Origin of the sequence: Streptacidiphilus sp. PB12-B1b, from assembly GCF_014084125.1 — a bacterium.
In the GTDB taxonomy this organism is placed as follows: Bacteria; Actinomycetota; Actinomycetes; order Streptomycetales; family Streptomycetaceae; genus Streptacidiphilus.
Map to the genome: position 1 here is coordinate 2,467,149 of NZ_CP048405.1, position 25,868 is coordinate 2,493,016.

General features: G+C 73.7%; 24 protein-coding genes. 8 read left to right on the top strand and 16 right to left on the bottom strand.

All coding sequences use genetic code 11. The features are described from left to right. The first annotated feature begins 21 nt into the window (after window positions 1–21). Complete coding sequence (locus tag GXW83_RS11175; RefSeq protein ID WP_182442926.1) at window positions 22–1,038, top strand: TIGR03842 family LLM class F420-dependent oxidoreductase; 1,017 nt, start codon at window positions 22–24, stop codon at window positions 1,036–1,038. A 22-nt stretch (window positions 1,039–1,060) separates the two neighbouring features. Here the strand turns inward: GXW83_RS11175 and GXW83_RS11180 are convergent, their stop codons facing one another. Beyond that, the gene (locus GXW83_RS11180; protein ID WP_182442927.1) at window positions 1,061–1,444 is read right to left on the bottom strand and encodes a DUF427 domain-containing protein; all 384 of its coding nucleotides are present in this window, start codon (window positions 1,442–1,444) and stop codon (window positions 1,061–1,063) included. Between the two features lie 79 nt (window positions 1,445–1,523). Further along, a complete protein-coding gene (locus tag GXW83_RS11185) occupies window positions 1,524–1,916 on the bottom strand; it encodes a PPOX class F420-dependent oxidoreductase (RefSeq protein WP_182442928.1) in 393 nt (130 codons plus the stop codon). 286 nt (window positions 1,917–2,202) lie between these two features. Between GXW83_RS11185 and GXW83_RS11190 the strand changes: the two genes are divergently transcribed. Beyond that, on the top strand, window positions 2,203–3,345 hold the full coding sequence (locus tag GXW83_RS11190) for a cytochrome P450 (protein WP_370466873.1): 1,143 nt from the start codon (window positions 2,203–2,205) through the stop codon (window positions 3,343–3,345). Window positions 3,346–3,380: 35 nt separating this feature from the next. On the opposite strand, the gene GXW83_RS11195 is transcribed toward GXW83_RS11190, so the two are convergent. The 5 genes from GXW83_RS11195 to GXW83_RS11215 are packed head-to-tail and all read right to left on the bottom strand — an operon-like array spanning window position 3,381 to window position 7,728. Then, a complete protein-coding gene (locus GXW83_RS11195) occupies window positions 3,381–4,661 on the bottom strand; it encodes a cytochrome P450 (RefSeq protein WP_182442930.1) in 1,281 nt (426 codons plus the stop codon). Beyond that, window positions 4,658–5,281: an ATP/GTP-binding protein gene (locus GXW83_RS11200; protein ID WP_182442931.1), complete on the bottom strand. Its 624-nt coding sequence runs from the start codon at window positions 5,279–5,281 to the stop codon at window positions 4,658–4,660. Before GXW83_RS11200 ends, GXW83_RS11195 begins: the two co-directional genes overlap by 4 nt. Beyond that, window positions 5,262–5,621 (bottom strand): DUF742 domain-containing protein, encoded by a 360-nt coding sequence (locus tag GXW83_RS11205; RefSeq protein ID WP_182442932.1) that lies wholly within the window; start codon window positions 5,619–5,621, stop codon window positions 5,262–5,264. Before GXW83_RS11205 ends, GXW83_RS11200 begins: the two co-directional genes overlap by 20 nt. Next, the gene (locus tag GXW83_RS11210; protein WP_182442933.1) at window positions 5,618–6,025 is read right to left on the bottom strand and encodes a roadblock/LC7 domain-containing protein; all 408 of its coding nucleotides are present in this window, start codon (window positions 6,023–6,025) and stop codon (window positions 5,618–5,620) included. Before GXW83_RS11210 ends, GXW83_RS11205 begins: the two co-directional genes overlap by 4 nt. Beyond that, window positions 6,022–7,728 carry a sensor histidine kinase KdpD gene (locus tag GXW83_RS11215; RefSeq protein ID WP_182442934.1) on the bottom strand — a complete coding sequence of 569 codons (1,707 nt, stop codon included), beginning with the start codon at window positions 7,726–7,728 and terminating at the stop codon, window positions 6,022–6,024. Before GXW83_RS11215 ends, GXW83_RS11210 begins: the two co-directional genes overlap by 4 nt. A gap of 281 nt (window positions 7,729–8,009) precedes the next feature. Here GXW83_RS11215 and GXW83_RS11220 point away from each other — a divergent pair, with 281 nt between their 5' ends. Next, window positions 8,010–9,104, top strand: coding sequence for a hypothetical protein (locus GXW83_RS11220; RefSeq protein WP_225446901.1), 1,095 nt, complete (start codon window positions 8,010–8,012; stop codon window positions 9,102–9,104). A gap of 25 nt (window positions 9,105–9,129) precedes the next feature. On the opposite strand, the gene GXW83_RS11225 is transcribed toward GXW83_RS11220, so the two are convergent. From GXW83_RS11225 to GXW83_RS11235, 3 genes are all read right to left on the bottom strand, one after another. Further along, on the bottom strand, window positions 9,130–9,762 hold the full coding sequence (locus tag GXW83_RS11225) for a TetR/AcrR family transcriptional regulator (protein WP_182442935.1): 633 nt from the start codon (window positions 9,760–9,762) through the stop codon (window positions 9,130–9,132). A gap of 45 nt (window positions 9,763–9,807) precedes the next feature. Then, complete coding sequence (locus GXW83_RS11230) at window positions 9,808–10,734, bottom strand: acyl-CoA thioesterase II (protein ID WP_182442936.1); 927 nt, start codon at window positions 10,732–10,734, stop codon at window positions 9,808–9,810. A 68-nt stretch (window positions 10,735–10,802) separates the two neighbouring features. Continuing rightward, the gene (locus tag GXW83_RS11235; protein ID WP_182442937.1) at window positions 10,803–11,312 is read right to left on the bottom strand and encodes a pyridoxamine 5'-phosphate oxidase family protein; all 510 of its coding nucleotides are present in this window, start codon (window positions 11,310–11,312) and stop codon (window positions 10,803–10,805) included. 106 nt (window positions 11,313–11,418) lie between these two features. Here GXW83_RS11235 and GXW83_RS11240 point away from each other — a divergent pair, with 106 nt between their 5' ends. Next, window positions 11,419–12,231: an enoyl-CoA hydratase/isomerase family protein gene (locus tag GXW83_RS11240; protein ID WP_225446902.1), complete on the top strand. Its 813-nt coding sequence runs from the start codon at window positions 11,419–11,421 to the stop codon at window positions 12,229–12,231. Between the two features lie 49 nt (window positions 12,232–12,280). Here the strand turns inward: GXW83_RS11240 and GXW83_RS11245 are convergent, their stop codons facing one another. Next, window positions 12,281–13,711, bottom strand: a complete 1,431-nt coding sequence (locus GXW83_RS11245) for a pyridoxal-dependent decarboxylase (protein WP_182442939.1) — start codon at window positions 13,709–13,711, stop codon at window positions 12,281–12,283. A gap of 165 nt (window positions 13,712–13,876) precedes the next feature. Here GXW83_RS11245 and lnt point away from each other — a divergent pair, with 165 nt between their 5' ends. The 3 genes from lnt to glmS all read left to right on the top strand — a co-directional run bounded on the left by lnt (window position 13,877) and on the right by glmS (window position 17,904). After that, window positions 13,877–15,589 (top strand): apolipoprotein N-acyltransferase, encoded by a 1,713-nt coding sequence (gene lnt / locus GXW83_RS11250; protein WP_370466638.1) that lies wholly within the window; start codon window positions 13,877–13,879, stop codon window positions 15,587–15,589. 80 nt (window positions 15,590–15,669) lie between these two features. After that, a complete protein-coding gene (locus tag GXW83_RS11255; RefSeq protein ID WP_182442940.1) occupies window positions 15,670–15,984 on the top strand; it encodes a hypothetical protein in 315 nt (104 codons plus the stop codon). Window positions 15,985–16,038: 54 nt separating this feature from the next. Then, window positions 16,039–17,904 (top strand): glutamine--fructose-6-phosphate transaminase (isomerizing), encoded by a 1,866-nt coding sequence (glmS, locus tag GXW83_RS11260; protein WP_182442941.1) that lies wholly within the window; start codon window positions 16,039–16,041, stop codon window positions 17,902–17,904. Here glmS and GXW83_RS11265 read toward each other — a convergent pair. From GXW83_RS11265 to GXW83_RS11280, 4 genes are all read right to left on the bottom strand, one after another. After that, the gene (locus GXW83_RS11265; RefSeq protein ID WP_182442942.1) at window positions 17,891–19,252 is read right to left on the bottom strand and encodes a GNAT family N-acetyltransferase; all 1,362 of its coding nucleotides are present in this window, start codon (window positions 19,250–19,252) and stop codon (window positions 17,891–17,893) included. The two genes, glmS and GXW83_RS11265, sit on opposite strands and share 14 nt — an antisense overlap. Window positions 19,253–19,376: 124 nt before the next feature. After that, on the bottom strand, window positions 19,377–20,168 hold the full coding sequence (locus GXW83_RS11270) for an SGNH/GDSL hydrolase family protein (RefSeq protein WP_182442943.1): 792 nt from the start codon (window positions 20,166–20,168) through the stop codon (window positions 19,377–19,379). Between the two features lie 108 nt (window positions 20,169–20,276). Next, complete coding sequence (locus GXW83_RS11275) at window positions 20,277–22,496, bottom strand: NADP-dependent isocitrate dehydrogenase (protein WP_182442944.1); 2,220 nt, start codon at window positions 22,494–22,496, stop codon at window positions 20,277–20,279. A 99-nt stretch (window positions 22,497–22,595) separates the two neighbouring features. After that, window positions 22,596–23,105, bottom strand: coding sequence for a gamma carbonic anhydrase family protein (locus tag GXW83_RS11280; protein ID WP_225447468.1), 510 nt, complete (start codon window positions 23,103–23,105; stop codon window positions 22,596–22,598). A 581-nt stretch (window positions 23,106–23,686) separates the two neighbouring features. On the opposite strand from GXW83_RS11280, the gene GXW83_RS11285 reads away from it, so the two are divergent. Further along, a complete protein-coding gene (locus GXW83_RS11285) occupies window positions 23,687–24,493 on the top strand; it encodes a GntR family transcriptional regulator (protein ID WP_182442946.1) in 807 nt (268 codons plus the stop codon). Here GXW83_RS11285 and GXW83_RS11290 read toward each other — a convergent pair. Then, entirely contained in the window at window positions 24,391–25,641 is a 1,251-nt protein-coding gene (locus GXW83_RS11290; RefSeq protein WP_182442947.1) for an ROK family protein, read from the bottom strand. The genes GXW83_RS11285 and GXW83_RS11290 overlap by 103 nt on opposite strands. Window positions 25,642–25,868: the final 227 nt, after the last annotated feature.

Genomic DNA, 25,868 nt, shown 5'->3' on the forward strand with positions numbered 1-25,868 from the left:
CCCCCAGCGATTGGAGCCCCAGTGGACTTCGGCCTCGTCCTGCAGACCGACCCGCCCGCCCGGCTGCTCGTCGACCGGATGAAGCGCGCCGAGGCCGTCGGGTTCAGCCACGGCTGGACCTTCGACTCGGTCGTCCTGTGGCAGGAGCCCTTCGTCGTCTACAGCCGGATCCTGGCCGAGACCAGGACGCTGACGGTCGGCCCGATGGTGACCAACCCCTCCACCCGGAGCTGGGAGGTCACCGCCTCCCTCTTCGCCACCCTCAACGACATGTACGGCAACCGGACCGTCTGCGGCATCGGCCGGGGCGACTCGGCCATGCGGGTCGCCGGGCGCAAGCCCGCCACCCTGGCCCGGCTCGGCCAGGCCATGCACGCCATCAAGGAGCTGGCCGAGGGCCGCGAGGCCGAGGTCGACGGCACCGCCATGCGGCTGCCGTGGGTCCGCGACGGCGCGCTGCCGGTGTGGATGGGCGCCTACGGCCCCAAGGCGCTGGAGCTGACCGGCCGCCAGGCCGACGGCTTCATCCTGCAGCTCGCCGACCCGTACCTGACCGAGTGGATGGTCAAGTCGGTGCGCACCGCCGCCGAGCAGGCGGGCCGCGACCCCGCCTCGATCACCATCTGCGTGGCCGCGCCCGCGTACGTCACCGACGGCAGCCCGGAGCAGTTGGCGCACGCCCGGGAGCAGTGCCGGTGGTTCGGCGGCATGGTCGGCAACCACGTCGCCGACCTGGTCGCCCGCTACGGCGAGCACTCCGGGCTGGTGCCGGAGGCCCTCACCGACTACATCAAGGCCCGGCAGGGGTACGACTACAGCCACCACGGCCGGGCCGACAACCCCGACACGGCGTTCGTGCCGGACGGGATCGTCGACCGCTTCTGCCTGCTGGGCCCGCTGTCGGCGCACCGGGACCGGCTGGAGCAGCTGCGGGACCTGGGCGTCGACCAGTTCGCCGTGTACGCCATGCACGACGCGGTGGAGGAGGTGATCGACGCCTACGGCAGCGGCATCGTCCCGGAGTTCTCCGGGGCCTGACGGGCGGCGGAGCCCGCCGGGGTCAGTCGGCGGGCTGCTCGGTGATGGAGTCCACGCGGTCGGGGTAGAAGGCCACGTGGTCCTTGATCTCGGCGACGGCGGCGTGCGGCGCCTCGTAGGACCAGATGGCGTCCACCGAGCGCGCGCCGCCGGCCGGGATGCTGTAGTAGCTGGCGTCGCCCTTGAACGGGCAGTAGCTGGTGGTGTCCGTCCGCTCCAGCAGGGAGCGGTCCACGTCGGCCAGCGGGATGTACTGGACCGGCGGGTAGGACGCCTCACGCAGCGTCAGCGCGTTGCGGGTGTCGGCGACCACCCGCCCGGCCACCGAGACGACCACCCGGGCCGGGTTGGCGTCGACGGTGATCGGGTGGGCGGGGCTGGGCTGCAGGACGGGCTTGTCGGTCATGGCCGGGCCTCTCTGTCACGGTTCACAACTGCACGGTTCACAACGGGTCGTGGTTCACGTTCGGCGACGGGACGGACGGTCAGCCGGTGCCGCTGATCCGCTCCGGCTCGATCACCAGGATCACCCGCACCTGGTCGCGGCCGCCGTACCAGGGGTAGGGGCCGCCCAGGTAGCGCTGGGCGAGCTTCTCGATGTGGTCGACCGCGCCGTCGGTGGTCACCTCGACCACGCGGCCGCGCACCTGGACGTAGCGCGAGGGGTTGTCCGGGTCGGAGACGGCCAGCGCCACCCGCGGATCCCGTTGCAGGTTCCTGACCTTCAGGTGCGTCTGGACGCTGTTGACCAGCACGTGCTCACCGTCGGTGTCGACCCAGGTCTGCGTGACCTGGGGCGAGCCGTCGGCCATGGTGGTGGCCACGTAGCAGGTGCTCGGCGCGTTCAGCAGCGCGAGCAGGTCGTCGGTGAGCTTCACGGGTGGGCCTCCCGGCCGGATCGGGCGATGGATGCCGCCTCATGCTCTCAGTAACGCCCGGGAGGGCGCGGAGCTTCCGGCTGAGCGGTGGCCGAAAGAAGATCCCATTCATTCCTATGATCATCGGGGATCAGTAGGGTGAACCGCCGCCCGGTCGCCTCGCACCGGGCCGCGCCCCGCCCCGCTGCCCCGCCGCCCCGAGGAGTTCGCCGTGACCACTGGCCCGCAGGCACCGGACATCCTGTCCGCAGCGTTCGCGGCGGACCCGTACGCCGCCTACCGGACCATGCGCGAGCAGTACCCGCTGATCTGGCACGAGGGGATGCAGAGTTACATCGTCTCCCGCTACCAGGACGTCGAACGGGCCTTCAAGGACCCGGTCTTCACCAGCGACAACTACGACTGGCAGATCGAGCCCGTGCACGGCCGCACCATCCTGCAGATGGGCGGACGTGAGCACTCGGTCCGCCGCGCGCTGGTCGCCCCCGCCTTCCGGGGCAAGGAGCTGCAGGAGAAGTTCCTGCCGGTGATCGAGCGCAACGCCGCCGAGCTGATCGAGCGCTTCCGCGGCGACGGCCGGGCCGACCTGGTCGGCCAGTTCGCCACCTGGTTCCCGATCAACGTGATCGTCGACATGCTCGGCCTGCCGCGCGAGGACCACGCCCGGTTCCACGCCTGGTACACCTCGGTCATCGGCTTCCTCGGCAACCTCACCCAGGACCCGGAGGTCACCGCCTCCGGCCTGCGCACCCGCGAGGAGCTTGCCGCGTACATGATTCCGGTCATCCGGGAGCGCCGCGCCAACCCCGGCGACGACCTGCTCTCCACTCTGTGCACGGCCGAGATCGACGGCACCGCCATGAGCGACGAGGACATCAAGGCGTTCGTCAGCCTGCTGCTCGCCGCCGGGGGAGAGACCACCGACAAGGCCATCGCCGGGGTCTTCCGCAACCTGCTGGCCCACCCGGAGCAGCTCGCCGCCGTCCGCGCGGACCGCGACCTCGTCCCGGCGGCCTTCGCCGAGACCCTGCGGTTCACCCCGCCGGTGCACATGATCATGCGTCAGCCCTCCGAGGACGTACGGCTGAGCGGCGGCACCGTGCCCGCCGGCGCCACCGTGACCTGCCTGATCGCGGCGGCCAACCGGGACGCCGAGCGCTACGCCGAGCCGGACACCTTCGACATCTTCCGCACGGACCTGACCACGGCCAACGCCTTCTCCGCCGCCGCCGACCACCTGGCGTTCGCGCTCGGACGGCACTTCTGCGTCGGCGCGCTGCTGGCCAAGTCCGAGATCGAGGTGGGCGTCAACCAACTGCTGGACGCCCTGCCCGACATCGCCCCCGAGGACAGCGTGATCCCGGACGAGCAGGGCCTGTTCACCCGCGGCCCGGGCTCGCTCCGGGTCCGCTTCACCCCCGCCGCCTGACCCGGGCCGCCTGACCCGGGCCGCGCGGCGCCGCCTCACAGCGAGGTGAACTCCACCGGCAGCGCCGCCGGGCCGCGCATCCAGACCGACGGACGCCACTGCAGCTCCGAGCCGGGCACCGTCAGCATCACGTCCGGCAGCCGGTCCAGCAGCACCTCCACCGCGGCCCGGGCGATCACCTCGGCCATCTCCGGGGCCGGGACCGGGCAGCGGTGCTCGCCGTGGCTGAACGACAGGTGCGCCTGGTTGCCCACCGAGCCCGCGGTGAAGTCCGGCTGCACCGCCGGGTCGGTGTTGGCCGCCGCCAGCCCGAGCACCAGGCAGTCGCCCTTGCGGATCTTCTGCCCGGCCAGCGAGGTGTCCCGGGCGGCCCAGCGGCCGACGAAGTTCTGCGTCGGGGTGTCCACCCACAGCACCTCGTTCAGCGCCTGGCTGACGCTGCGCCGGCCGCCGGAGAGGGTGACCGCGAACCGGTCGTCGGTCAGCATCAGCCGCAGCGTGTTGCCGATCCAGTTGGACGTCGGCTGCTGGCCCGCGGCGATGATGGAGATCATGTCCTGGATGATCTCCTCGTCCTCCAGCCCGGCCGGGTGCGCCAGCATCCGCGAGGCGACGTCGGGGCCGGGCCGGCGGCGTCCCCGCTGCAGCAACCGGGCCATGCAGTCGTGGATCCGCTGGTACGCCTCGACCGCGCCGGGCCCGTCGTCCAGCGAGGCGACCATGTCCCGCTCCAGGTCGAAGATCTCCTCCCGGGCCAGCCCGAACAGCCCGGCCACCACCCGCAGTGGGACCTGCGCGGCGTAGTCGGCCATCAGCTCGGCCGAGCCGGCTCCGGCGAAGCCGTCGATGAGCGCGTCGGCGACCCGCTCGCTGTCGGCCCGCAGCTCGAACAGGTCCACCTCGGAGAGCACGTCGGTGATGGCCCCGGCCCGCCGCTGGTGCTCGGCGCCCTCCTTGAACAGCACCGAGGGGGTGTAGAAGACGTACGGCAGCAGCGGCCAGTCGGCCGGGATGCGGTCCCAGGCGTGCCAGCGGCGGGAGTCGCGGGCGAACAGCTCGGAGTTGCTGGTGACGTAGTGCACCTCGCGGTAGCCGAGCACCAGCCACGCCGGGATGTCGCCGTCCAGCAGGATCGGCGCCACCGGTCCGTGCTCGCGGCGCAGCGCCCGGTACAGCTCGGCGGGGTCGCTCTGGAAGCGGGGCGAGTGCATCCGGGCGGTCCCGTCCGGGCCGGTCTCCTCCCCGCCCCGGTGCGCCGGGCAGCCCGCGGCGGCGGCCGGGGCCGAGGCCGCCGACGGTTCCTGATGGGTCGTCACGACATGGTCTCCTGTGCGGAAAGGTCCTGCAGGTGGCGGACGAGGGCGATCAGCACGTCCCGGCTGGAGTCCCGCTTGCGCGCGTCGCAGTCCAGCAGCGGCACGTCCGGGTTGAGCGACAGCGCCTCGCGGACCTGCTCCAGCGAGTGCTCGGGCTCCTCGAAGTTGTTGCGGGCCACCACGAACGGCAGCCCGTGGTGCTCCAGCCGGTCGATGGCGTACCAGGAGTCGGCCAGCCGCCGGGTGTCCACCAGCACCACCGCGCCCAGGGTGCCGGAGAACAGCCGGTCCCACAGGAACCAGAAGCGCTCCTGGCCGGGCGCGCCGAACAGGTAGAGCACCATCTCGTCGTCCAGGGTGATCCGGCCGAAGTCGAAGGCGACGGTGGTGGTGGACTTGGTCCGCACCCCCTCGCTGTCGTCGACGCCGACGCCCGCCTGGGTCATCACCTCCTCGGTGCTGAGCGGGCGGATCTCGCTGACCGAGCCGACCAGGGTGGTCTTGCCCGCGCCGAAGCCGCCGACGACGACGATCTTGAGCCCGTCGCTGGCGGAGGTGCGCAGCGGCTGCCCGTCCGGACGCGGTCCGGCGGTGTCCGGGTCAGAGGTTCTGGAGGCCAACGAGCACCCTCTTCAAGGTTTCGGGCGCCGGGAGCCTGGCTCCCCGCCCGGACGACTGCGGATGGCGGGCGGTGATCCGGCCCGAGTCGAGCAGGTCGCACAGCAGGATCTTCACCACGCCGACCGGGAGGTCCAGCAGCGAGGCCAGCTCCACCACGGCCACCGGGCGCGCGCACAGCTGCAGGATCCTGATGTGCTCGGACTGCATCCCGGGGGCGGGACCGCTCTCCTTGACGATCAGCGTGACCAGGTCGAACGACCGCTCGTAGGACCGGGTGCGGCCGCCGGTGACGGTGTACAGCCGGTCCGGGTCGCCGCTGTCGACCGGGCGGCGGATCATGCCTGCTGCCTCGGCTCGGCCCGCAGATGCTCGCCTATCTGCTCGATCAGCTCGTTCATGTTGTGGCCGACCACGCCCGCGTCGGCGTCGTCGTCGGCGATGACGGCGAGGTGCGCGCCGACCCCGGCCTCCACGATGAACAGGATGCCGCCGTGGAACTCGGTCATCGACTGGCGGACCCCGCCGGTGCCGTCGCCGAACTCGACCGACGCGCCGTGGGACAGGCTCTGGATCCCGGAGGCGATGGCCGCCAGCTGGTCCGCCTGGTCCACCGACAGCCCGGAGGTCAGGCAGAGCTTGAGGCCGTCGCGGGACAGCACCAGGGCGTGCCGGGCCCCGGGGGTCTTCTCCAGCAGGTTCTCCAGCAGCCAGTCCAGGCTGCGGTCGGTCGTGCTCGTGGTCATCGTGGGGTGTCCTGTCCGTTCTGCGCTGACGAGGGGTCGGTGTCGGTGGCGTCCGGGGCCTGGCGGACGGCCGCCTGGAACGCGCCGAAGCGGGCGCCGGCGTCCGGCCGGGGGCGGATCTCCCGGGTCCGGTCCGGGTCGACGGCCGGGGCGGGCGTCCGGACCGACGCGGCCAGGGTCTGCCCGCGCGGACGCTTGGGCAGCTCGGCCGGGGCGCTCGCGGCTGCCGCCGGGGCGGCTTCGGCGGCTTCTGTCGCGGCGGCGTCCGGGGCGGTGACCAGGGCGGCGGGTGCGGCCGGTACGCCGGGGGCGGCCGGGGCCGGGAGTGCCCGGGGCTCGGGCTGCCGGGTCGGGGCGGGCTGCCGGGTCGGGGCGGCTGCCGCCGGGGTGGGCCGGTCCCGGCCGCCGGGTGCCTGGTCCTGCTCCTGCTCCTGCGGACGGGTGAGCAGCCGCTGCGGGATGAGCACCACCACGCCGGTGCCGCCGCGCGAGGACGGCCGGAAGGACACCGTGAGCCCGTGCTTGCGGGCCAGGCAGCCGACGACCGCCAGCCCCAGCCGGGTGCCGGAGAGCGTGGTCAGGTCCAGCGGCTCGGCGGAGACCAGCCGCTCGGCGCGGGCCAGGGTGGCCGCGGCCATCACCAGTCCGCCGTCCTCGACGGTGACCACCACCCCGGTCTGCGTCTCCTGGGCGTAGACGTGCACCTCCTCGGTGGGCGGCGAGAAACTGGCGGCGTTGTCCATCAGCTCGGCCAGGACGTGCATGACGCCCTCGGCCGCGTAGCCCGCCACCGCGGCGGAGCTGGAGAAGTGCAGCCGGACCCGCTGGTAGGCGCTGATCCGGCCCATCGCGCCGCGCAGCACGCTCTCCATCACGATCGGCTTGGTCCAGCGCCGCCCGGAGCGGGCGCCGGTGAGCACCGCGATGCTGTCCGCGAGCCGCCCGGCCTGGGCGGTGCCGTGGTCCAGCTGCAGCAGGTCGCCGAGCACCTCCTCGCTGTGCCGGTTCTCCATCTCGCGCAGGTCGGCCAGCATGCCGGTGGCCAGCGCCTGGACGCGTCCGGCGGCGTTGGCGCAGGCGGCCATGGAGGAGGCGCGCAGGCGCTCGCTGGTGCCGACCTCCTGCACCAGCGTCTCCAGGATCCGCAGGTGGGCCCGGTCGAGGTCGGTCGGGGCCTGGGCCAGCACGGTCGAGGCCGAGGCGCCCTCGCGCAGGTGCTTGACCGCCTCCGGGATGACCTGCCCGGCGAGGCGTTCGGCCGCCGCCGTCGACCGGCCGCTGTCCGCGGCCAGCTCCCGCAGCTCGACCTCCAGCGCGGCGGACCGGGCCAGCTCCCTGGCCAGCGCCGTCCGCAGCGAGTTCTCGGACGCGACCGCGGCTCTGCGCGCCGACTCGGCCTCCGCCGCCACGCGGTGCGCCGCGTCGGTCTGCGCGGCAGCCGCGTGGGCGGACTCCGCGCGCAGCGACTCGCCGTCGCGCAGCCGGTGCACGGCCCGGGAGCGGGAGGCGGCCAGCGGCGGGACCACCGCCAGCAGCAGCGCGGCAGCCGCGCCGAAGCAGGCGATCGGCCACCGGTCGGCCGAGGCGGCGCGCTGGACCGCCCAGAGGCACAGGCCGCCGGCGACGGCGGCGCCGACCAGGGCCAGCAGGAGGGAGCGCGCCCTGGGAAAGTCCGGCGCATGGGCGGACCTCTGAACAGACATCAATCGGATCCTCGTAGCGCTCGGCGCAGGGAGCGGCCGACACGCTGGTGCCAGGGGGAGTTGACGTGACAGCAGGGCCATGAGGGGAAATGTCGTATGACCGCGCCAGCCCACCCTACCGTTTCAAATCGGTTGCCCTGACGGCAACTTGACATCCGGACAGCCGCGCAGGCGCGGGTTGCGCAGGCACGGCCGCGGCGGTGCGGCGGCGGTGCGGGCGCGGCGGCGGGCCCGCGGTCATACCCTGATCCCGGACATCCGGTCCGCTGGGCAGAGGGGACATGCAGGTGAGAATCGTGCTGGGCGTGCTGGGCGTGCTCGTGGTCGCCGGGGTGTTCTCGTCGGTGGTCCGCACCCTGGTGCTGCCCCGGCCCTCGCGTTCCAGTTTCACCAGCCTGGTCCGCCGGGTGCTGTTCGTGCCCTACCAGGCGGTCGCCGACCGCTGCGCCACCGCCGAGCGCAAGGACCGGGTGCTGGCGCCGGTGGCCCCGCTGTCGATCCTGGTCACCCTGGTGCTGTGGCTGGCGTCCTTCATGGTCGGCTACGCCCTGCTGGAGGCCTCGGTCAGCGGCTTCGGGGTGAAGGCCTCGCTGAGCGAGGCCGGATCCTCGCTGTTCACCCTGGGCTTCGCCAGCAGCAGGCGCAGCGCGCTGACGGCCGTGGACTTCTGCGCGGCCGCCACCGGGCCGATCGTGATCGCCCTCCAGGTGGGCTACCTGCCCTCGCTGTACGGTGCGTACGCCCGCCGCGAGGCGGAGGTGACGCTGCTGCAGTCGCGGGCCGGGAGCCCGCCCTGGGGGCCGGAGATCCTGGCCCGCTTCGCCCAGGTCGACCTGCTGGACTCGCTGCTGGAGCTGTTCGCCAACTGGGAGCGGTGGAGCGCCGAGGTGGCCGAGAGCCACACCACCTACGCCGTGCTGATCCAGTTCCGCTCGGCCCGGGCCGGCCGCAACTGGCTGGTCGCGCTGATCGCGGTGCTGGACGCGGCTGCGCTGCACCTGGCGTTCAACCCGTCCAGCCCGCAGACCCAGGTGCGGCTGGCGCTGCGGGCCGGCTTCGTCTGCATGCGGGACCTCGCCGACGTGCGCGGCATCGCCTACAACGCCGACCCGCTGCCGGACGACCCGATCGACCTGACCTACGAGACCTTCCTGAAGGGCGTGGAGCGGATGGCCGAGCAGGGGTTCCCGATGGAGCGCACCCCGGAGCAGGCATGGCCGCACTTCCGCGGCTGGCGGGTCAACTACGAGGCGCTGGGCTACCGGCTGGCGTACGACATCGACGCCGTGCCCGCGCCGTGGTCCGGCCCGCGCCGCACCGCCGAGGCCGAGGTGACCCCGCACACCCCGGTGGACCGCCGCCCGGTCGGCGCCTGAGCCCGGCCGCCGGGCCCGGCGGCGGTCAGCCGCGGGCGTAGGGGGCCAGCAGCAGCCGGATGATCTCGTCCAGGTGCAGGAAGGCGTCGGCGAGGGTGTTGCGCCCGGTCACCCAGGCGACCAGCTCGCTGTGCCAGGCGCTGTCGATCAGCATCGGCAGCACCGTGCCGGCGGACGGCGGCACCTCCGGCATCAGCGCCAGCAGCGAGGCCCGCCCGGCAGCGGCCATGGCGTCCACGACCTCGCTGGCGAACGGGTCGGTGGAGACCGTGACCGACACCAGCAGGTGCGCCAGGTTCGGCTGGCGCTGGAAGGCGCGCATGCCCCGGTGGACGAAGCGGACGACCCGGTCCGCCGTCCCGGTGTCCACCGCGCTCGGCAGGGCGGCCGGGGCGCGCAGCTCGGTCGCCAGGTCGGCCATCAGCTTGCCGCGCCAGTCGGAGACGGCCGAGGCCAGCAGATGGTCCTTGGAGGAGAAGTAGCGGTACGTCGTCCCGAGGGCGACCCCCGAGCGCTCGCTCACCTGCTTCATCTGGACGCGTTCGACGCCGATCTCCGAGACGAGCTCGAGCGCTGCCCTGATCAGGTACTGCCGACGTTCCAACTGGCGGGGAGACATTGCCTCGACCGGCCTGGGGGACAGGTCTACCTTGGACACGCTGTCATGGTACCGGGAACGGTGCGGCAGGTGTATGACACCCCATCAGCTCGAACTGCCGCCGGACGCCCCCTGGTGCAGCTCCCTGACCAGCGCCTCCTGCACCACCGAGGCGACCAGTCGGCCGTCCCGGGTGTAGAACTCGCCCTGCGCCAGCCCGCGTCCGTCCCCGGCGCTGGGGCTGCGCTGCGCGAACAGCAGCCACTCGTCGGCCCGGAACGGCCGGTGGAACCACATCGCGTGGTCCAGCGAGGCCAGGCTGATCCGGGACGGCCCCCTGCGCTCGGCCCGGGGGCGCTGCAGGTGCATGGCGGCGGTGGAGGCCAGCGTCAGGTCGGAGAGGTAGGCCAGGGCGCAGACGTGCATCAGCGGGTCGTCGCCGGGCAGCGGGGAGGCGGACTTCAGCCAGACGTACTGCTCCTCCACCCCGGTCTGCCGCCCGGGCAGCGAGGTCGAGCCGCTGGGCACGGTGCGCATGTCCAGGGTGAGCCGCCCGGTGGTGGCCCAGTAGCCGCCGGTGCCGTCGTCGGCCCAGTCGGCGTACGGGTCGGGCAGCAGCTCCGGATCGGGCAGCAGCGGGACGGCGCGCTGCCGCTCGGGGCTCTCCTCGGGCACCTTGAACGAGGCGGAGAGGGTGAACACGGCCTCGCCGCGCTGGATCGCGGTGACCCGGCGGGTGGCGTACGAGCGGCCGTCGCGCAGCCGCTCCACCTCGTACACCAGCGGGCGGCGCGGGTCGCCGGGGCGCATGAAGTAGCCGTGCAGGGAGTGCACCAGCCGCCCGGCCGGGACGGTGCGACCGGCCGCGACCAGGGCCTGCGCGGCGACCTGACCGCCGAAGGCGCGCAGCGGCGCGCCCGCGTGGCACCAGCCCCGGAACAGGTTGAGGTCGATGTCGTCGAGCCGCAGCAGGTCCACGAAGCTGGAGATGGTGCTGGGCTGCTGGTCGGTCACTCCGGTCGCGTCCACCATCGGGACATCGTCGCAGACCGGGGCCCCGGCCCGGCCGCCGGGCCCGCGGTGACCTGCTGTGACGTGCGTTACCTTGCGAACCGCCCGCCCAGTTTGGCGAAGTCCCAGCTGGTGACGGTGCGCGGGTCCAGCCGCAGCCAGGCGTGCCGGCCGTCGTGGACCATGGCCCGGCCGAAGCCGTACTTGGCGGCGAACAGCCGCTCCGGCAGCTCCAGCTCGGCCACGTCCAGCCCGGTCCTGGGGGCCTCGCCGACCTGCCGCACCTCGCCGGTCAGCTCGACGCCGCGCAGCTCGCCGTACTCCTCGCCGTCGTCCACCACCACCGCGATCCGCGGGTCGGCCGCCAGCTCGGACCAGCGGCGGCTGCGGGTGACCGAGTAGAGCCACAGCGCCGAGCCGTCCCAGGCGAACCACAGCGGGGTGGCGTGCGGGCGGCCGTCGGCGGCGACGGTGGCCACCCGGCAGGTGCGCCGCCCGGCCAGGAAGGCGTCCCGCTCGGCCGGGGTCATCATGATCCGGCGGCCGTGGCGCTGCTCGGCGGCGGCGCGGGCGGCGTCCGGCCGGGTGTCCTGCCTCATGTCGGGCCTCTTCCTGTACGGGCGCGGGGGCGGGAGGATGACCCCGGCAAGAGTAGAACGTGTTCTTGTCGGAAAGGCCAGAGCCGCGACCGACCGGAGGACCGCCGTGCGCCAGGACTTCGCCACGCTGCGCTGCGACGTCAGCGACCACGTCGCCTGGGTGGTGCTGGACCGCCCCGAGGTCCACAACGCCTTCGACCTGCGGATGATGCGGGAGCTGCGGACGCTCTGGCGGGAGCTGCGCGAGGACGACGAGGTGCGGGCGGTGGTGCTCACCGGCGCGGGCGACCGGGCCTTCTGCACCGGCGTCGACCGCGGCGCCCTGGCCGACCCCGCCCTGCCCATCGGCACCCGCGGCGGCACCCCGCTGCACTTCGACGACCCCGGCGACTGGATCAGCCCCAAGACCGCCGGGGACCTCTGGAAGCCGGTGATCGCCGCGGTCAACGGCATGGCCTGCGGCGGGGCCTTCTACCTGCTCGGCCAGGTCGAGTTCATCATCGCCGCCGAGCACGCCACCTTCTTCGACCCGCACACCAGCTACGGCATGGCCTCGGTCTTCGAGTCGATGGCGATGCTGCAGCGGATGCCGCTGGGCGAGGTGATGCGGATGCAGCTCACCGGCGCGTACGAGCGGCTCTCGGCCCGCCGCGCCTACGAGATCGGCCTGGTGCAGGAGGTCGTCCCGGCCGCCGGGCTGCGGGCCGCCGCCGCCCGGGTGGCCGCGGCCGTCGCCGCGCAGCCGACGCTGGCGGTGCAGGCCACCGTGCGGGCGGTCTGGTACGCGCAGGAACTCGGCTACCGGCAGGCGCTGCAGGTGGCCAAGACCCTGGTGCAGGTCGGCAACGACCCGGCCGCGCTGGCCGAGGGGCAGGCCGCGTTCGCCTCCGGCGTCCGGCCGCCCTGGCGGCTGCGCTGAGCCCGGCCCGGCGTCCGAGCCCAGCCCGCCGTCCGAACCCGGCCGGGTGTCAGCCGCCGAGGGTCTTGAGCAGCTCCGCCCCGGCCGCGCGCACCTCCGCCACCAGGACCGCCAGGTCCGGCTCGGTGACGGCCGGGTTGATCAGGCAGGCCCGGACCGCCTCCCGCCCGGCCAGGACCGTCCCGGTGACAAAGGCCCGGCCGCGCTCCTGGACGGCCGCCGGCAGCGCCTGGTTCACCCGCTCCAGCAGCTCCGCGTCCACCCCGGCCGGGGCCCAGCGGAAGGCCGTGATCGAGCTCTCCACCGCTGCTAGCAGCTCCAACTCCGGCTCTGCCTCGACCAGTTCGCCCAGCCGCCGGGCCATCGCGGTGCACTGCGCCACATTCCGGGCGATGCCCTCGCGCCCGGCGGCGGCGATGGTCGCCCACACCTTCAGCGAGCGGAACGGCCGGGTCTGCTCGATGCCGTACTCGGAGAACCAGCCCAGGCCGTCCCCGGAGTCGTCCCGCAGGTAGGACGGCACCAGGCTGAACGTCGCGCGCAGCCCGGCCGGGTCGCGGACCAGGACGCAGCCGCAGTCCACCGGCACGCCCAGCCACTTGTGCGGGTCCAGCGCCAGCGAGTCGGCGCGGTCCAGGCCCGCGTAGCGGTGCGCCACCACCGGGTCGAGCACGCCGAAGGCCCCGTAGGCGCCGTCCACGTGCAGCCACAGCCCCTCCTCGGCGCAGACGTCGGCGATGGCGTCCAGGTCGTCGACGGCGCCGGTGTTGACCGTCCCGGCCGAGGCCACCGCCAGGAACGGCGCCAGCCCGGCCGCGCGGTCGGCCCGCACCTGCGCCTGCAGGGCGGCCGGGTCGAGGTGGCCGCCCGCGTCGGAGGCCACCGTGCGCAGGTTCCGGCTGCCCAGCCCCAGCAGCTCGACGGCCTTGCGGACGCAGGAGTGGCTCTCCACGCCCGCGTAGCCGGTCAGCGTCGGCAGCGCCGCCAGGCCCTGCTCGCGGACGTCCGCGCCCAGCCGCAGCGCGGCCCGGCTGCGGGCCGCGCCCAGGGCGACGATGGTCGCCATCGACGCGCCGGAGGTGAGCAGCCCGGCGCCGGGCGGGTGCGGGAACCCGGCCAGCTCGGCTATCCAGCGGACAACCGTGCGCTCCAGGTGCACGTCGGCGTGGTCGCCCCCGGCCGAGCTGGGGTTCATCGCGGCGGCGGCCAGCGCGCCCAGCACCCCGGCCGGCGCGGGCGCGGCGTTCACCCAGCCGAAGAAGCGCGGATGGCCGTTGCCCATCGGGTACGGCAGCACCTCGCGGCCGATCTCCGCGACCAGCTCCTCCAGCCCCCGGCCCCGGACCGGCAGCGGCAGGCCCAGCAGCCGCTCCCGGGCGGCCGGTTCCACGGGCTGCCAGACCGGGCGGTCGGCCAGGCCGCCGAGGTAGTCGGCGAGCAGGTCGACGGCGGAGTGCCCGGCGGCACGGAAGTCGTTCATGCGCCAGATGGTATGACGGTGCCGCGGAGGTGTGAGGGCGGGGCGTCCGCGCTGCCGCCCGGGGTGCCTCCCTTCGGTGCCGTTCGCAACCGAATCCGGTGTTCGAAGTGCTGAACTGCGGGAATGTGCGGACACTGGGAGAGTTGTCCGACGAGAGGCGGGAACGTGAGCTTTGTCGCGGGGAGGGCGCCCAAGGGCGGGGGCGGGGTGCCCGCGCCGGGGGGCGACGGCGACGCGGCGCAGGCCGCGGGCGGCCCGGACACCGAGCCGGAGCGCGGCCCGGACACCGAGCCGGAGCGCGGCCCGGACGGCGCTCCCGACCCTGCGGGCGGCGGCGGCCGGCTGCGGCGGGCCGCCCGGAACAGCCGGATGCCGCTGCTCACCGCCGCCACCGGCGCGCTGCCGGTGCTGATCTTCCCGACCATCGGCTGGTGGTGGTTCGCCTACGTGTGCCTGGTGCCGCTGATGCTGGTGCTGCGCACCGCGCCCACGCCGCGCCGGGCGCTGAAGCTCGGCTGGTACGGCGGGATCGGCTTCCTGATCGGGGTGATGAGCTGGCTGATCCCCACCCTCAGCGTCGCCATCGTGGCCCTGGCCGCGCTGCTCGGCCTGTTCTGGGCGCCCTGGGGCTGGCTGGTGTGGCGGCTGCTGCGCGGCCGTCCGGACGCCGGGCGGGCGCTGGCGGCGGTGGTGCTGGTGCCCTGCGGCTGGCTGGTCATCGAGACCGTCCGCTCCTGGCAGTACCTGGGCGGCCCCTGGGGGCTGCTCGGGGCCAGCCAGTACCGGCAGCACGACGCGCTGGTGCTGGCGTCCTTCGGCGGGGTGTGGCTGGACAGCCTGCTGATCGTCGCGGTGAACACCGCCGTGGTGGTGCTGGTCGCGGCCTGGGGCCGCTCCGTCGTCGGCTACGGGACGCTGGCCGCGCTGGCGGCCTGCGTGGCCGCGGTCTGCGCCTGGGCCCCGCAGCCCCGGCTGACCGGGGCCACCGCCGCCGTCGGCGTGGTCCAGCCGGGCGGCAGCGCCAACGACGCCGACCGCACCGCGCGCGGCGAGCGGCTCACCCGCACCCTGGTCGGGGACCGTCCCGACCTGGTGCTGTGGGGCGAGAGCAGCCTCACCGACGACCTGGGCGCCGACCCGGCGCTGACCGCGCAGATCGCCGCGCTCTCCCGGCAGACCGGGGCGGAGCTGCTGGTCAACGTGGACGCGGCGCAGGGCGGCAGCGGCGGCATCTACAAGACCTCGGTGCTGGTCGGCCCGGACGGGCTGACCGGCCAGCAGTACGCCAAGATCCGGCTGGTGCCGTTCGGCGAGTACGTTCCGCTGCGGCCGGTGCTCGGCTGGATCACCTCCTTCTCCAAGGCGGCGGCGGTGGACCGGCGCCGGGGCACGGAGAACGTGGTGATGACCGTGGCCGAGCCCGGCGGCGGCACGCTCCGGGTCGGCCCGCTGATCTGCTTCGAGTCCGCCTTCCCGGACATGAGCCGGACCCTGGTGAACCGGGGTGCGCAGGTGATCGTGGTGCAGTCCTCGACCTCGACCTTCCAGGACACCGCCGCGCCCGAGCAGCACGCCTCGCTGGCGGCGCTGCGGGCGGCGGAGACCGGGCGCCCGGTGGTCCAGGCGACGCTGACCGGCGTCAGCGTCGCCTACGACCCCTTCGGGCGCCAGGTCGGACAGCCGCTGACCACCGCCGACCGGGGGGCGACCGTCTACCGGGTGCCGCTGGCGACCGGCAGCACCCTGTACGACCGCTGGGGCAACTGGCTGCCGACGCTGTGCTGCCTGCTGGTGGCGCTGAGCGCGGCGCTCTGGGGCGGCCGGGCCTGGGCCGGACGCCGCAGGCGGGCCGCTCGCGCAACCCGATCGGAGGGCTAGGGCTCCACTCGGGCGGTGTTCTGCCCGATTTCGGGCAGGATTCTTGGATTCGGCGAAGGGGCTGCGTAAGGTCTCACCTCGTGTCCAGTCCCTCCGCCTCCAGCACGCACCCGACGGGAGCGCCCCGACCTGCGCATCCGCACGAGGAGCTGCTCGACCACCTGGCGCGGACCACCGCGCTCGGTCCCAGCGAGGCGGCTCGGGTCGTCGCCGACGTGCTGGCGTACTTCTCCGAGAGCACCGAGGAGTACGTGCGCCGGCGCCACGGCGAACTGCAGGCCAAGGGGCTGACCAACGAACGGATCTTCGAGCGGATCGCGCAGGAGCTGCCGCAGCGGCGGGTCCGCGCGGCCGAACTCTCGGCGCGCCAGCTGCGCCGGACCGTCTACGGCTGACGGCCGCCCGGCAGCAGTCCGTGACCACCACCCGAGCTAGAAGGAGCACCGCCCATGTGTGGCATCGTCGCCTATATCGGTTCCCGTGACGCCGCGCCCATCCTGCTGGAGGGCCTGCAGCGCCTGGAGTACCGGGGGTACGACTCCGCCGGGATCGCCGTGGCCGCCAAGGCCCAGGGCGCCCAGGCCCAGTCCGACGGTGCCGCCCCGGCGACGCTGAAGGTCCGCAAGAGCAAGGGCCGGGTCGCCGACCTGGCCGCGCTGGTCCCGGCCCGCTTCGCCGGCCGGACCGGCATCGGCCACACCCGCTGGGCCACCCACGGCGTGCCCAGCGACGCCAACTCGCACCCGCACCTGGACCAGGCCGGGCGGATCGCGGTCGTCCACAACGGCATCATCGAGAACGCCGACGAGCTGCGCGCCAAGCTCGAGGCCGACGGCGTGGTCTTCACCTCCGAGACCGACACCGAGGTCCTGGGCCACCTGATCGCCAGCCTGGCCACCGAGGGCGTCGAGCTGGAGGACGCCGTCCGCGCCGCGCTCAAGCGGATCGTCGGGACGTACGGCATCGCCGTCCTGGACGCCCAGCAGCCCGACCGGATCGTGGTCGCCCGCAACGGCAGCCCGATCGTGCTGGGCATCGGCGAGAAGGAGATGTTCGCCGCCTCCGACGTCTCCGCGCTGGTCCGCTACACCCGCCAGGTGGTGCACCTGGACGACGGCGAGCTGGCGACCGTGCGCGCCGACGGCTTCAACACCTTCACCCAGGAGGACGCCCGGGCCACCGCCAAGCAGCCCTCCATCGTGGACTGGGAGGAGGCGTCCTACGACACCGCCGGCCACGCCCACTTCCTGCTCAAGGAGATCCACGAGCAGCCCGCCTCGGTCGAGCGCACCCTCAGCGGCCGCGTCGACAAGCGCTTCTCCACCGCGCACCTGGGCGGCCTCAACATGGACGCCCGCGAGGCCCGGGCGTTCCGTCGGGTGAAGATCCTCGGCTGCGGCTCCGCCTACTACTCGGGCGAGCTGGGCGCGCAGCTGATCGAGGAGCTGGCCCGCATCCCCGCCCACGCCGAGCCCGCCTCGGAGTTCCGCTACCGCAACCCGGTGATCGAGGCCGACACCCTGTACATCGCGGTCAGCCAGTCCGGCGAGACCTACGACACGCTGGCCGCCGTCCAGGAGATCAAGCGCAAGGGCGGCCGGGTGCTGGGCGTCGTCAACACCGTGGGCAGCGCCATCGCCCGCGAGTGCGACGGCGGCATGTATTTGCACGCCGGGCCGGAGATCTCGGTGGCCTCCACCAAGGCGTTCACCTCCACCGCCGTGGCCTTCGCGCTGATCGCGCTGCACCTCGGCCGGGTGCACGACCTCTCGCCGGCCGACGGCAGCCGGATCTGCGCCGGACTGAAGGCGCTGCCGGACCAGATCCGGGAGATCCTGGCCCAGGAGAAGCAGATCGCCGACCTGGCCGCCAAGTACGCCAACCACGCCGGGATGATGTTCATCGGCCGGGTGCGCGGCTACCCGGTGGCCCGCGAGGGCGCGCAGAAGCTCAAGGAGGTCTCCTACGTCCACGCCGAGGCGTACCCGGCGAGCGAGCTCAAGCACGGCCCGCTGGCGCTGATCGGCCCGGAGCTGCCGACCGTGGCCGTCGTCCCCGACGACGAGCTGCTGGACAAGAACCTCACCGCGCTGGGCGAGATCCGCGCCCGCAGCGGCCAGGTGCTGATGGTCGGCCACACCGCCCCCGACGCCAAGCTGGCCGAGGACGCGATCCTGGTGCCCAAGAACGAGCCGGAACTCGACCCGATCCTGCTCGGCATCCCGCTCCAGCTGTTCGCCTACTACGCGGCGGTCGCGCTGGAGCGGGACGTCGACAAGCCCCGCAACCTGGCCAAGAGCGTCACCGTCGAGTAGCCGCCGGCTCCGGGGCCAGGTGCGCGGTGATCACCAGGGTGGCCTCCTCGACCTGGTAGTCCAGCGGGACGCCGAGCCGGCGCAGGGTGGCCACCATCCCGGTGTTGGACGAGGTGGTGACGGCGTAGACCTCGCCGATGCCGGCGTCCCGCGCCAGCTCGGCGAGCCTGCGCACCAGCTCCGCGCCCAGGCCCCGGCGCTGCCAGGCGTCCTCGACCAGCACGGCGATCTCGGCGCTGCCGTCGTCCCACATCAGGTGGGCGAGCGCGACGAGGTCGCCGTCGCCGGTCTCCACGGTCAGGGTCTGGCCGTAGCGGGGCTCCAGCAGGTGGCCGATGTAGCGGTCGGCGTCGCCGACCGGGCCGTGGTAGCGCAGCCGCAGCGTCCGGGTGCTGCACCGCTCGTGCAGCGCCAGCGCGGCCTGCCGGTCGGACGGGTCGGCCCGGCGCACCGTCAGCTCGTTCCCGGCCGGGAGGGTCAGCAGGTCCCGGGTGTCCGGGACGCGCGGGCCCAGCTGGCCGTCCAGCTCGATCAGCGCCCGGGCGCGGGCGAACTCGGTGGGCGTGAACGGCGGTTCGTCGCGGGTGACCACCAGCACCCCGCCCGAGGGGTCGCGCAGCCGCATGGTGCTGCCGTCCAGGTCGTCCTCGTCGATCTCGGCGGGCAGCGAGCGGATGGTGCAGCGGCCGAACAACTGCCGCAGCGCCAGCGGGAGTTCGGCGGCGTCCAAGGCGGTGCGGGTGGCCAGGTTGAGGATCCGCGTGGGCACGTCCACCAGGTCGTGGGCGTCGGCGCGCTCCAGCCACACCTCGGTGCCCCCGGCCGCGACCACGGCCCGGCTGATGTCCTGCGCCGGGGTGTCGGCGTGGGCCTGGACCACGAACTCGTCGATGGTGACGTCGGCCAGCGGGTGCGCCTGCATGGAGATGATGTTGACCGGCAGGTCGGCCAGCGCCCGGCACAGGGCGGCCAGGCTGCCGGGCGCGTCGGTGACCGTCGCCCGGATCCGCCACAGCGCCCGGTCCTGCGGCGGCAGCGGCGAGGGCAGCGCCGCGGCGCCGGGCTCCCCGGCGGAGGACGACACGATGTCGCCCGGGGCCGGGCCGGGAGGGGCGTGCGGGTGGCGGTGCGACCACCAGCCGTGCCAAGCCGCCGTGGCCATCAGCGCCAGTGCGGAGGCGATCAGCAGGAACGGACCGTCGTGGCCGTGCACCACCACGTTGGCGATCAGGTCGGCCAGGGCGACGGCGACGAACACCGACGCCAGCTCGACCGTCTCGCGGCGCCAGTGCTGTCTGCGGGTGTCGGAGCGGGCGGAGGCGGAGGCGTGGCGAGTCAACTTGTCCATGCTGCGAATCCTGCCGAAGCGGTGTTTCGTGATCACGAACGGATCATGACCAGGACGTAAAGACTGGTTATTAGTCATTTGTCCGAATCTGCTGGCGAAGACAGGCTGTCAGGAGTTACCACGTCTAGGGGTAGGGCAACAGTTCCGGGCGCTTGGGGCTGCGGCCGTCGCCCGACGAGGTGCCCCGGATCCGCCGCATCACCCACGGCCCCAAGTGCCGTCCCAGCCACCGCAGATCGTCCGCCAGCCGACGCGCCCGGCCGGGCGGCGGGACCGGCGGCAGCGGCGCCCGCCAGTCGAACTCCGGCGGTTGGCCCACGGCCTGCAGCACCGCCTCCGCCACCCGGCGGTGCCCCTCCGGCGACAGGTGCAGCCGGTCCTCCGCCCACAGCCGGGGATCGTCGAAGCAGGGCGCGTCGAACAGCTCGACCACGACCACGCCCGGCTGCTCCGCCAGCTCCGACACGAACCGCTTCAGCCGCAGGATCGCCGGGAGCACCCGCGAGCCGCCCGCCATCCGCCGGCTCGGGTCGGTGCTGTGGAACAGCACCAGCAGCCGCGCGCCGGACGCCAGCTTCCCTGCCGCCTCGCCCAGCTGCGCACAGACCGCCTCCACGTCGCAGCCCGGCCGCAGCACGTCGTTCAGGCCGCCGGCCAGGGTCACCAGCTCCCCGCCCAGCGAGGCGGCCCGGTCCACCTGCTGGTCCACGATCTGGCCGATCAGCTTGCCGCGCACGGCCAGGTTGGCGTACCGGAAGCCGCCCCCGGCCTGCGCCGCCAGCCGCTCGGCCACCCGGTCCGCCCAGCCCCGGTACTCACCGTCCCCCAGCACCTCGTCGCACATGCCCTCGGTGAACGAGTCGCCCACGGCGACCATGCTGCGGAACGGCCCGAGGCCGTCGGCGGAAACAGTCATGCGCCGACCCTATCCAGCCGCGCCCGGGACGCGCAGGGGCCCCGGTCCCGGCGGTGTGCCGGGCCGGGGCCCCTGGTGCTGCTTACCTGCTCACCTGCGGCGGCCTCGTCAGCCGAGGGTCGCCAGGGCCTCGTTCAGGGTCGCCGACGGGCGCATCACGGCCTCGGCCTTGGCCGGGTCGGGCTGGTAGTAGCCGCCGATGTCGACCGGCGAGCCCTGGACCGCGATCAGCTCGCCGACGATGGCCTGCTCCTGCTCGGCCAGGGTCTTGGCCAGGCCCGAGAACGCCTCGGCCAGCTGCGCGTCGTCGGTCTGCCCGGCCAGCTCCTGGGCCCAGTACAGGGCCAGGTAGAAGTGGCTGCCGCGGTTGTCGATCCCGCCCAGGCGGCGGCTGGGCGACTTGTCCTCCTCCAGGAACGTCCCGGTGGCGCGGTCCAGCGTGTCGGCCAGGACCTGGGCGCGGGCGTTGCCGGTGCTCTGGGCCAGGTGCTCGAAGCTGGCGGCCAGCGCGAAGAACTCGCCCAGGCTGTCCCAGCGCAGGTAGTTCTCCTTCAGCAGCTGCTGGACGTGCTTGGGCGCGGAGCCGCCGGCGCCGGTCTCGAACAGCCCGCCGCCGTTGATCAGCGGCACGACCGACAGCATCTTGGCGCTGGTGCCCAGCTCCAGGATCGGGAACAGGTCGGTCAGGTAGTCGCGCAGCACGTTGCCGGTGACCGAGATGGTGTCCTCGCCGCGGCGGATGCGCTCCAGCGAGAAGGCGGTGGCCTCCTGCGGGGTGAGGATCTCGATCTGCAGCCCGTCGGTGTCGTGCTCCGGCAGGTACGCCTCGACCTTGGCGATCAGGTTGGCGTCGTGGGCGCGGTCCCGGTCCAGCCAGAACACGGCCGGGTTGCCGGTGGCCCGGGCCCGGTTGACCGCGAGCTTCACCCAGTCGCGGATCGGCACGTCCTTGGTCTGGCACATGCGGAACACGTCGCCGACCGCGACCGGCTGCTCCAGCACGGCGTTCCCGGCGGCGTCGACGACCCGGACCGTGCCCTCGGCGGCGATCTCGAAGGTCTTGTCGTGGCTGCCGTACTCCTCGGCGGCCTGGGCCATCAGGCCGACGTTGGGCACCGAGCCCATGGTCGCCGGGTCGAAGGCGCCGTGCGCGCGGCAGTCGTCGATGACGACCTGGTAGACCCCGGCGTAGCTGCTGTCCGGGATGACCGCCAGGGTGTCGGCCTCCTTGCCGTCCGGGCCCCACATGTGGCCGGAGGTGCGGATCATGGCCGGCATCGAGGCGTCCACGATGACGTCGCTGGGGACGTGCAGGTTGGTGATGCCGCGGTCGGAGTCGACCATCGCCAGCGCCGGGCCCTCGGCCAGCTCGGCGTCGAAGGACGCCTTGATCGCCGCGCCCTCGGGCAGCGCGTCCAGGCCGCCCAGGATGGCGCCGAGGCCGTCGTTGGGGCTGAGCCCGGCGGCGGCCAGGACCGCGCCGTACTGCTCGAACGTCTTGGGGAAGAAGGCGCGGACCACGTGGCCGAAGATGATCGGGTCGGAGACCTTCATCATGGTGGCCTTGAGGTGCACCGAGAACAGCACGCCCTCGGCCTTGGCCCGGGCCACCTGGGCGGCGAAGAACGCGCGCAGCGCGGCCACGTGCATCACCGAGGCGTCGACGACCTCGCCGGCCAGCACCGGGACCGACTCGCGCAGCACGGTGGTGCTGCCGTCCGCGCCGACCAGCTCGATGCGCAGCGAGCCGTCCTCGGCGATCACCGCGGACTTCTCGGTGGAGCGGAAGTCCTCGGCGGTCATGTGGGCGACGTTGGTCCGGGAGTCGGACGACCAGGCGCCCATCCGGTGCGGGTGCGCCTTGGCGTAGTTCTTGACCGAGGCGGGGGCGCGCCGGTCGGAGTTGCCCTCGCGCAGCACCGGGTTGACGGCGCTGCCCTTGACCTTGTCGTAGCGGGCGCGGATGTCGCGCTCCTCGTCGGTCTTCGGGTCGTCCGGGTAGGCCGGGAGCGCGTAGCCCTGCTGCTGCAGCTCCGCGATGGCCGCCTTGAGCTGCGGGATGGAGGCCGAGATGTTCGGCAGCTTGATGATGTTGGCGCCCGGCGTCTTGGCCAGGGCGCCCAGCTCGGCGAGGGCGTCGTCGATGCGCTGCGCCTCGGTGAGACGCTCCGGGAAGCCCGCGATGATGCGCCCGGCCAGGGAGATGTCGCGGGTCTCCACGCGGACGCCCGCTGTCGAGGCGTACGCCTGGACCACTGGCAGGAACGAATACGTTGCCAGGGCCGGGGCCTCGTCAGTGTGCGTATAGATGATGGTCGAGTCAGTCACCGCTACTCCGCTTCACGTCTCCAACGTTTCTCGACATCAAGATATCTCCTGATCGGCCCTTCCGGACACCAACCCCGCGCCGAACCGCTCCGGCGCCGGTCAGAACGCCGTGCGGTGCTCCCGGCCGAGCAGGACGTAGTGCTCGCCGTTGAGCCTGATCCCGGCCCGGTCCTCCTCGCCCAGCTCCCGCTTGACCTTGGCCGGAACCCCGGCGACCAGCGAGTTCGGCGGGATCTGCATGCCCTGCGGGACCACCGCCCCGGCCGCGATCAGCGAGCCGGTGCCGATCCGGGCGCCGTTGAGCACGGTCGCGCCCATGCCCACCAGCACCTCGTCCTCGACGGTGCAGCCGTGCAGCACCGCGTTGTGGCCCACCGTGACGCCGCTGCCGACGACGACCGGGAAGCCGGGGTCGGCGTGGACCGTGCAGTTGTCCTGGATGTTGCTGTTCCCGCCGATGGTGATCGACTCGCAGTCGCCGCGCAGCACGGCGTGGTACCAGACGCCGGAGCCTGCGGCCAGGCTCACCGAGCCGAGGACGACCGCGGTCGGCGCGACGAAGGCGTCGTCGTGCACCTCGGGCGTGCGCCCGCAGACCGGCGCGACCAGCGCTCCGGGGCGGGCGGCGGGGGCAGGTGCGGCGGGAACGGGCACGGCGGGGGCAGGTGCGGCGGCGGGGGTGTGCGGTTCGGTCATGGCGGTGCTCCCGGGGCGGGCGGCCGGTGTCGTCCGGCGGGCGTCGGCTGGTCGGTGTCGACTGCACGCTACCCCGGCCGGTCACGGCCGCTCGCGACAGCGGCCGACGGTACGTCAGCTGCCTTTCGGCGATGGGGCTTTGGCATCGCCCCGGGGGACAGGTACAGCATGCCCATGCCATACTCTGTACCCGATATGAGTGGTACACCTGCTCCATCACGATTGTCCGCCCGGGGCCTGCCCGCCCCGGGCGGGCGGCCGCGCGCCGCCCCACCCGGCCCCGCCGCCCCCGGGTGCGCCAACTGATCGGCCCCGCAAGGACGCTGGCGATTCCGGCCGTGAACGGGAGCGGAGAGCCCTGCCCACCTGCCGAGCACCCCACGCATTGGTCTTGACCAATGACCGGGGTGGCCCTATGGTCGCCCATAGTGCAGGGTCCTTTAAGAAATAAGGGCGCATAAATACTGCACCCGAGGTCACAGGCGGAGGACAGGGTGGGGAGCACACAGGTCGCGGGCGGCACGGCAGTCGAGACGACCCCCGAGCCCAAGTACTGGCAGCTGCGCACCGTGCTGGTGCGCGCGCTCGACACCGAGTTCTCCGCGGGCGAGGTGCTCCCCAACGAGCGCGACCTCTCCGCGCGTTTCGGCGTCGCCCGCGCCACCCTGCGGCAGGCGCTCGACCAGCTCGAACTCGAGGGCCGCCTGGTCCGCCGCCGCGGCATCGGCACCCTGGTCGCGGCCCCGCGCATGGGCGTGCCCATGGTCGAGGCCACCGACAACCACTTCGGCGCCGGACGCGACAGCTGGCGGATCGTCGACGCCGACTACGCCGCCGCGCCCGCCGCCGTCGCCGCCGCCCTGGGCGTCGCCGCCGACGAGCCGGTGCACGTGGTCCGCCGGCTGCGGATGATGCGCGGCCAGGCCATCGGCGCCGAGACCCTGTACGTCCCGGACGCGGTGGTGCCGCAGCCCCCCGGCTCCTACATCAAGCACAGCCTCGCCGAGTCCAGCCGCGCCCGCTCGGTGCTGCGGCAGCTCCAGCGGCTGGAGCCGGACGGCGAGTCCCGCGCGGTGGAGCTCGGCGTCGCCGAGGACGAGGCCGCCCGCCTGCTGGAGCGCCCGCCGGGCATCCCGGTGCTGGTGGTCACCGCCCGCTACCGCGCGCAGGGCCGGGTCGCCGTCGTCGGCGTCTCCACCTACCGGGCCGACACCTGCCGGCTGACCTTCGGCGAGTCCGGCATGGTCGAGGTCGCCCCGGTCGCCGCCCCCGCCCCGGCCGAGGTCCGCGCCGCCTCCTGATCCACCGAGAACAGCTGCTCCTCGGCGTGTTCGAGGGCCAGCCGCAGGGCGCCGGTGGCGATCACGTCGTCACCGAGCGCCGACAGCCGCACCTCCGGCGGGCGCAGGCAGAACCGGCCCAGCTGCGCCCGCAACGGCTCCAGGACTCCGTCCAGACCCGCCGCCCACCCGCCGATCACCACGATCTGCGGGTCGATGGCGAGCACCAGCGCCGCCACGTCCCGCACCAGCCGGGCCAGGAAGCGGTCGCGGACGTCGAGCGCCACCTGGTCGCCCTGCTCGGCCATCCGCAGCACCCGCGCCACCGCCGCCTCGTCCAGCGGGTCGATCGGCTTGCTCGGCGCGGACAGCAGCTGCGCCGGGTTGGACTCGCGGCCCAGCAGGTGCAGCGAGCCGATCTCCCCGGCCGCGCCGCCGAAGCCGCGGTGCAGCCTGCCGTTGATCAGCGAGCCCGCGCCGGGGCTCAGCCCGGCCAGCACGAACACCACGTCGCCCATGCCGACGGCGGCGCCCTTCCAGTGCTCGCCGATGGCGGCGAGGTTGGCGTCGTTCTCCACCAGCACCGGGCAGCGGAACGAGCGGCGCAGCCGCGCGCCCAGCTCCAGGCCGGTCCAGCCGGGCAGCGCGGTGCCCAGCCGGACCACGCCCTCGGCGTCCACCACGCCGGGCGTGCCCACGCCCACCGCCCACAGGGTGTCGCGGGAGACGCCGGAGCGGCGCAGCAGCTCGGCGACGGTGGCCCGGACCAGGGCCAGCCGCTCGGTCGCGCCGGTGGCCTCGTCGATGGGGCGGGTGTACGAGCCGAGGATGCGCCCGGTGAGGTCGGACAGGGCGGCGCGGGCGCCGTGGGTGCCGATCTCGATGCCGAGCAGGTGCCCGGCCTCGGCCCGGAACCGGAAGTGTCGGGCCGGGCGGCCGCGCTGGCGGGTGCTGTCGGCGCGCTTGGGGTCGGACTCCGGCACCACCTCGACCACCAGGCCCGACTCGATCAGGCCCTCGATGACGCCCTCGACGGTGGGGCGGGAGAGCCCGGTGTCGCCGACGAGCCGGGTGAGCGTCAGGGCGTCGCCGCCGCGCAGCGCGTGCAGGGTCACCGCGGAGTTGATCCGCCGCAGCAGTGAGGAGTCCCCACCGGTGAGCTGTGCCAACACTCCCGCCTTCCCTGTCGCCGGTGCTTGTGGTGCCCTGGCTGCCGATCGGGCCCCCGGCGACGCTACCGGGAGGTAGCCGGATGCTATCGGTGGGCGGTCCGGCGCGGCGAGCGTCTGTGCAGCTCATCACGGGCTTCGGTATCAAACGGCAACACTGGGCGGACGCCGGTCGGGCGTCCCCGCACGGACATGGGGCGGCCATGAGCCGGACATAATGCGGCCCT

Bases quoted from the DNA above. Each gene is read 5' to 3' on its own strand.
- GXW83_RS11180 (WP_182442927.1), bottom strand. From the start codon at position 1,444: ATGACCGACAAGCCCGTCCTGCAGCCCAGCCCCGCCCACCCGATCACC.
- GXW83_RS11190 (WP_370466873.1), top strand. From the start codon at position 2,203: ATGCGCGAGCAGTACCCGCTGATCTGGCACGAGGGGATGCAGAGTTAC.
- GXW83_RS11205 (WP_182442932.1), bottom strand. From the start codon at position 5,621: ATGATCCGCCGCCCGGTCGACAGCGGCGACCCGGACCGGCTGTACACC.
- GXW83_RS11210 (WP_182442933.1), bottom strand. From the start codon at position 6,025: ATGACCACGAGCACGACCGACCGCAGCCTGGACTGGCTGCTGGAGAAC.
- GXW83_RS11215 (WP_182442934.1), bottom strand. From the start codon at position 7,728: ATGTCTGTTCAGAGGTCCGCCCATGCGCCGGACTTTCCCAGGGCGCGC.
- GXW83_RS11220 (WP_225446901.1), top strand. From the start codon at position 8,010: ATGCAGGTGAGAATCGTGCTGGGCGTGCTGGGCGTGCTCGTGGTCGCC.
- GXW83_RS11230 (WP_182442936.1), bottom strand. From the start codon at position 10,734: ATGGTGGACGCGACCGGAGTGACCGACCAGCAGCCCAGCACCATCTCC.
- GXW83_RS11235 (WP_182442937.1), bottom strand. From the start codon at position 11,312: ATGAGGCAGGACACCCGGCCGGACGCCGCCCGCGCCGCCGCCGAGCAG.
- GXW83_RS11245 (WP_182442939.1), bottom strand. From the start codon at position 13,711: ATGAACGACTTCCGTGCCGCCGGGCACTCCGCCGTCGACCTGCTCGCC.
- glmS (WP_182442941.1), top strand. From the start codon at position 16,039: ATGTGTGGCATCGTCGCCTATATCGGTTCCCGTGACGCCGCGCCCATC.
- GXW83_RS11265 (WP_182442942.1), bottom strand. From the start codon at position 19,252: ATGGACAAGTTGACTCGCCACGCCTCCGCCTCCGCCCGCTCCGACACC.
- GXW83_RS11270 (WP_182442943.1), bottom strand. From the start codon at position 20,168: ATGACTGTTTCCGCCGACGGCCTCGGGCCGTTCCGCAGCATGGTCGCC.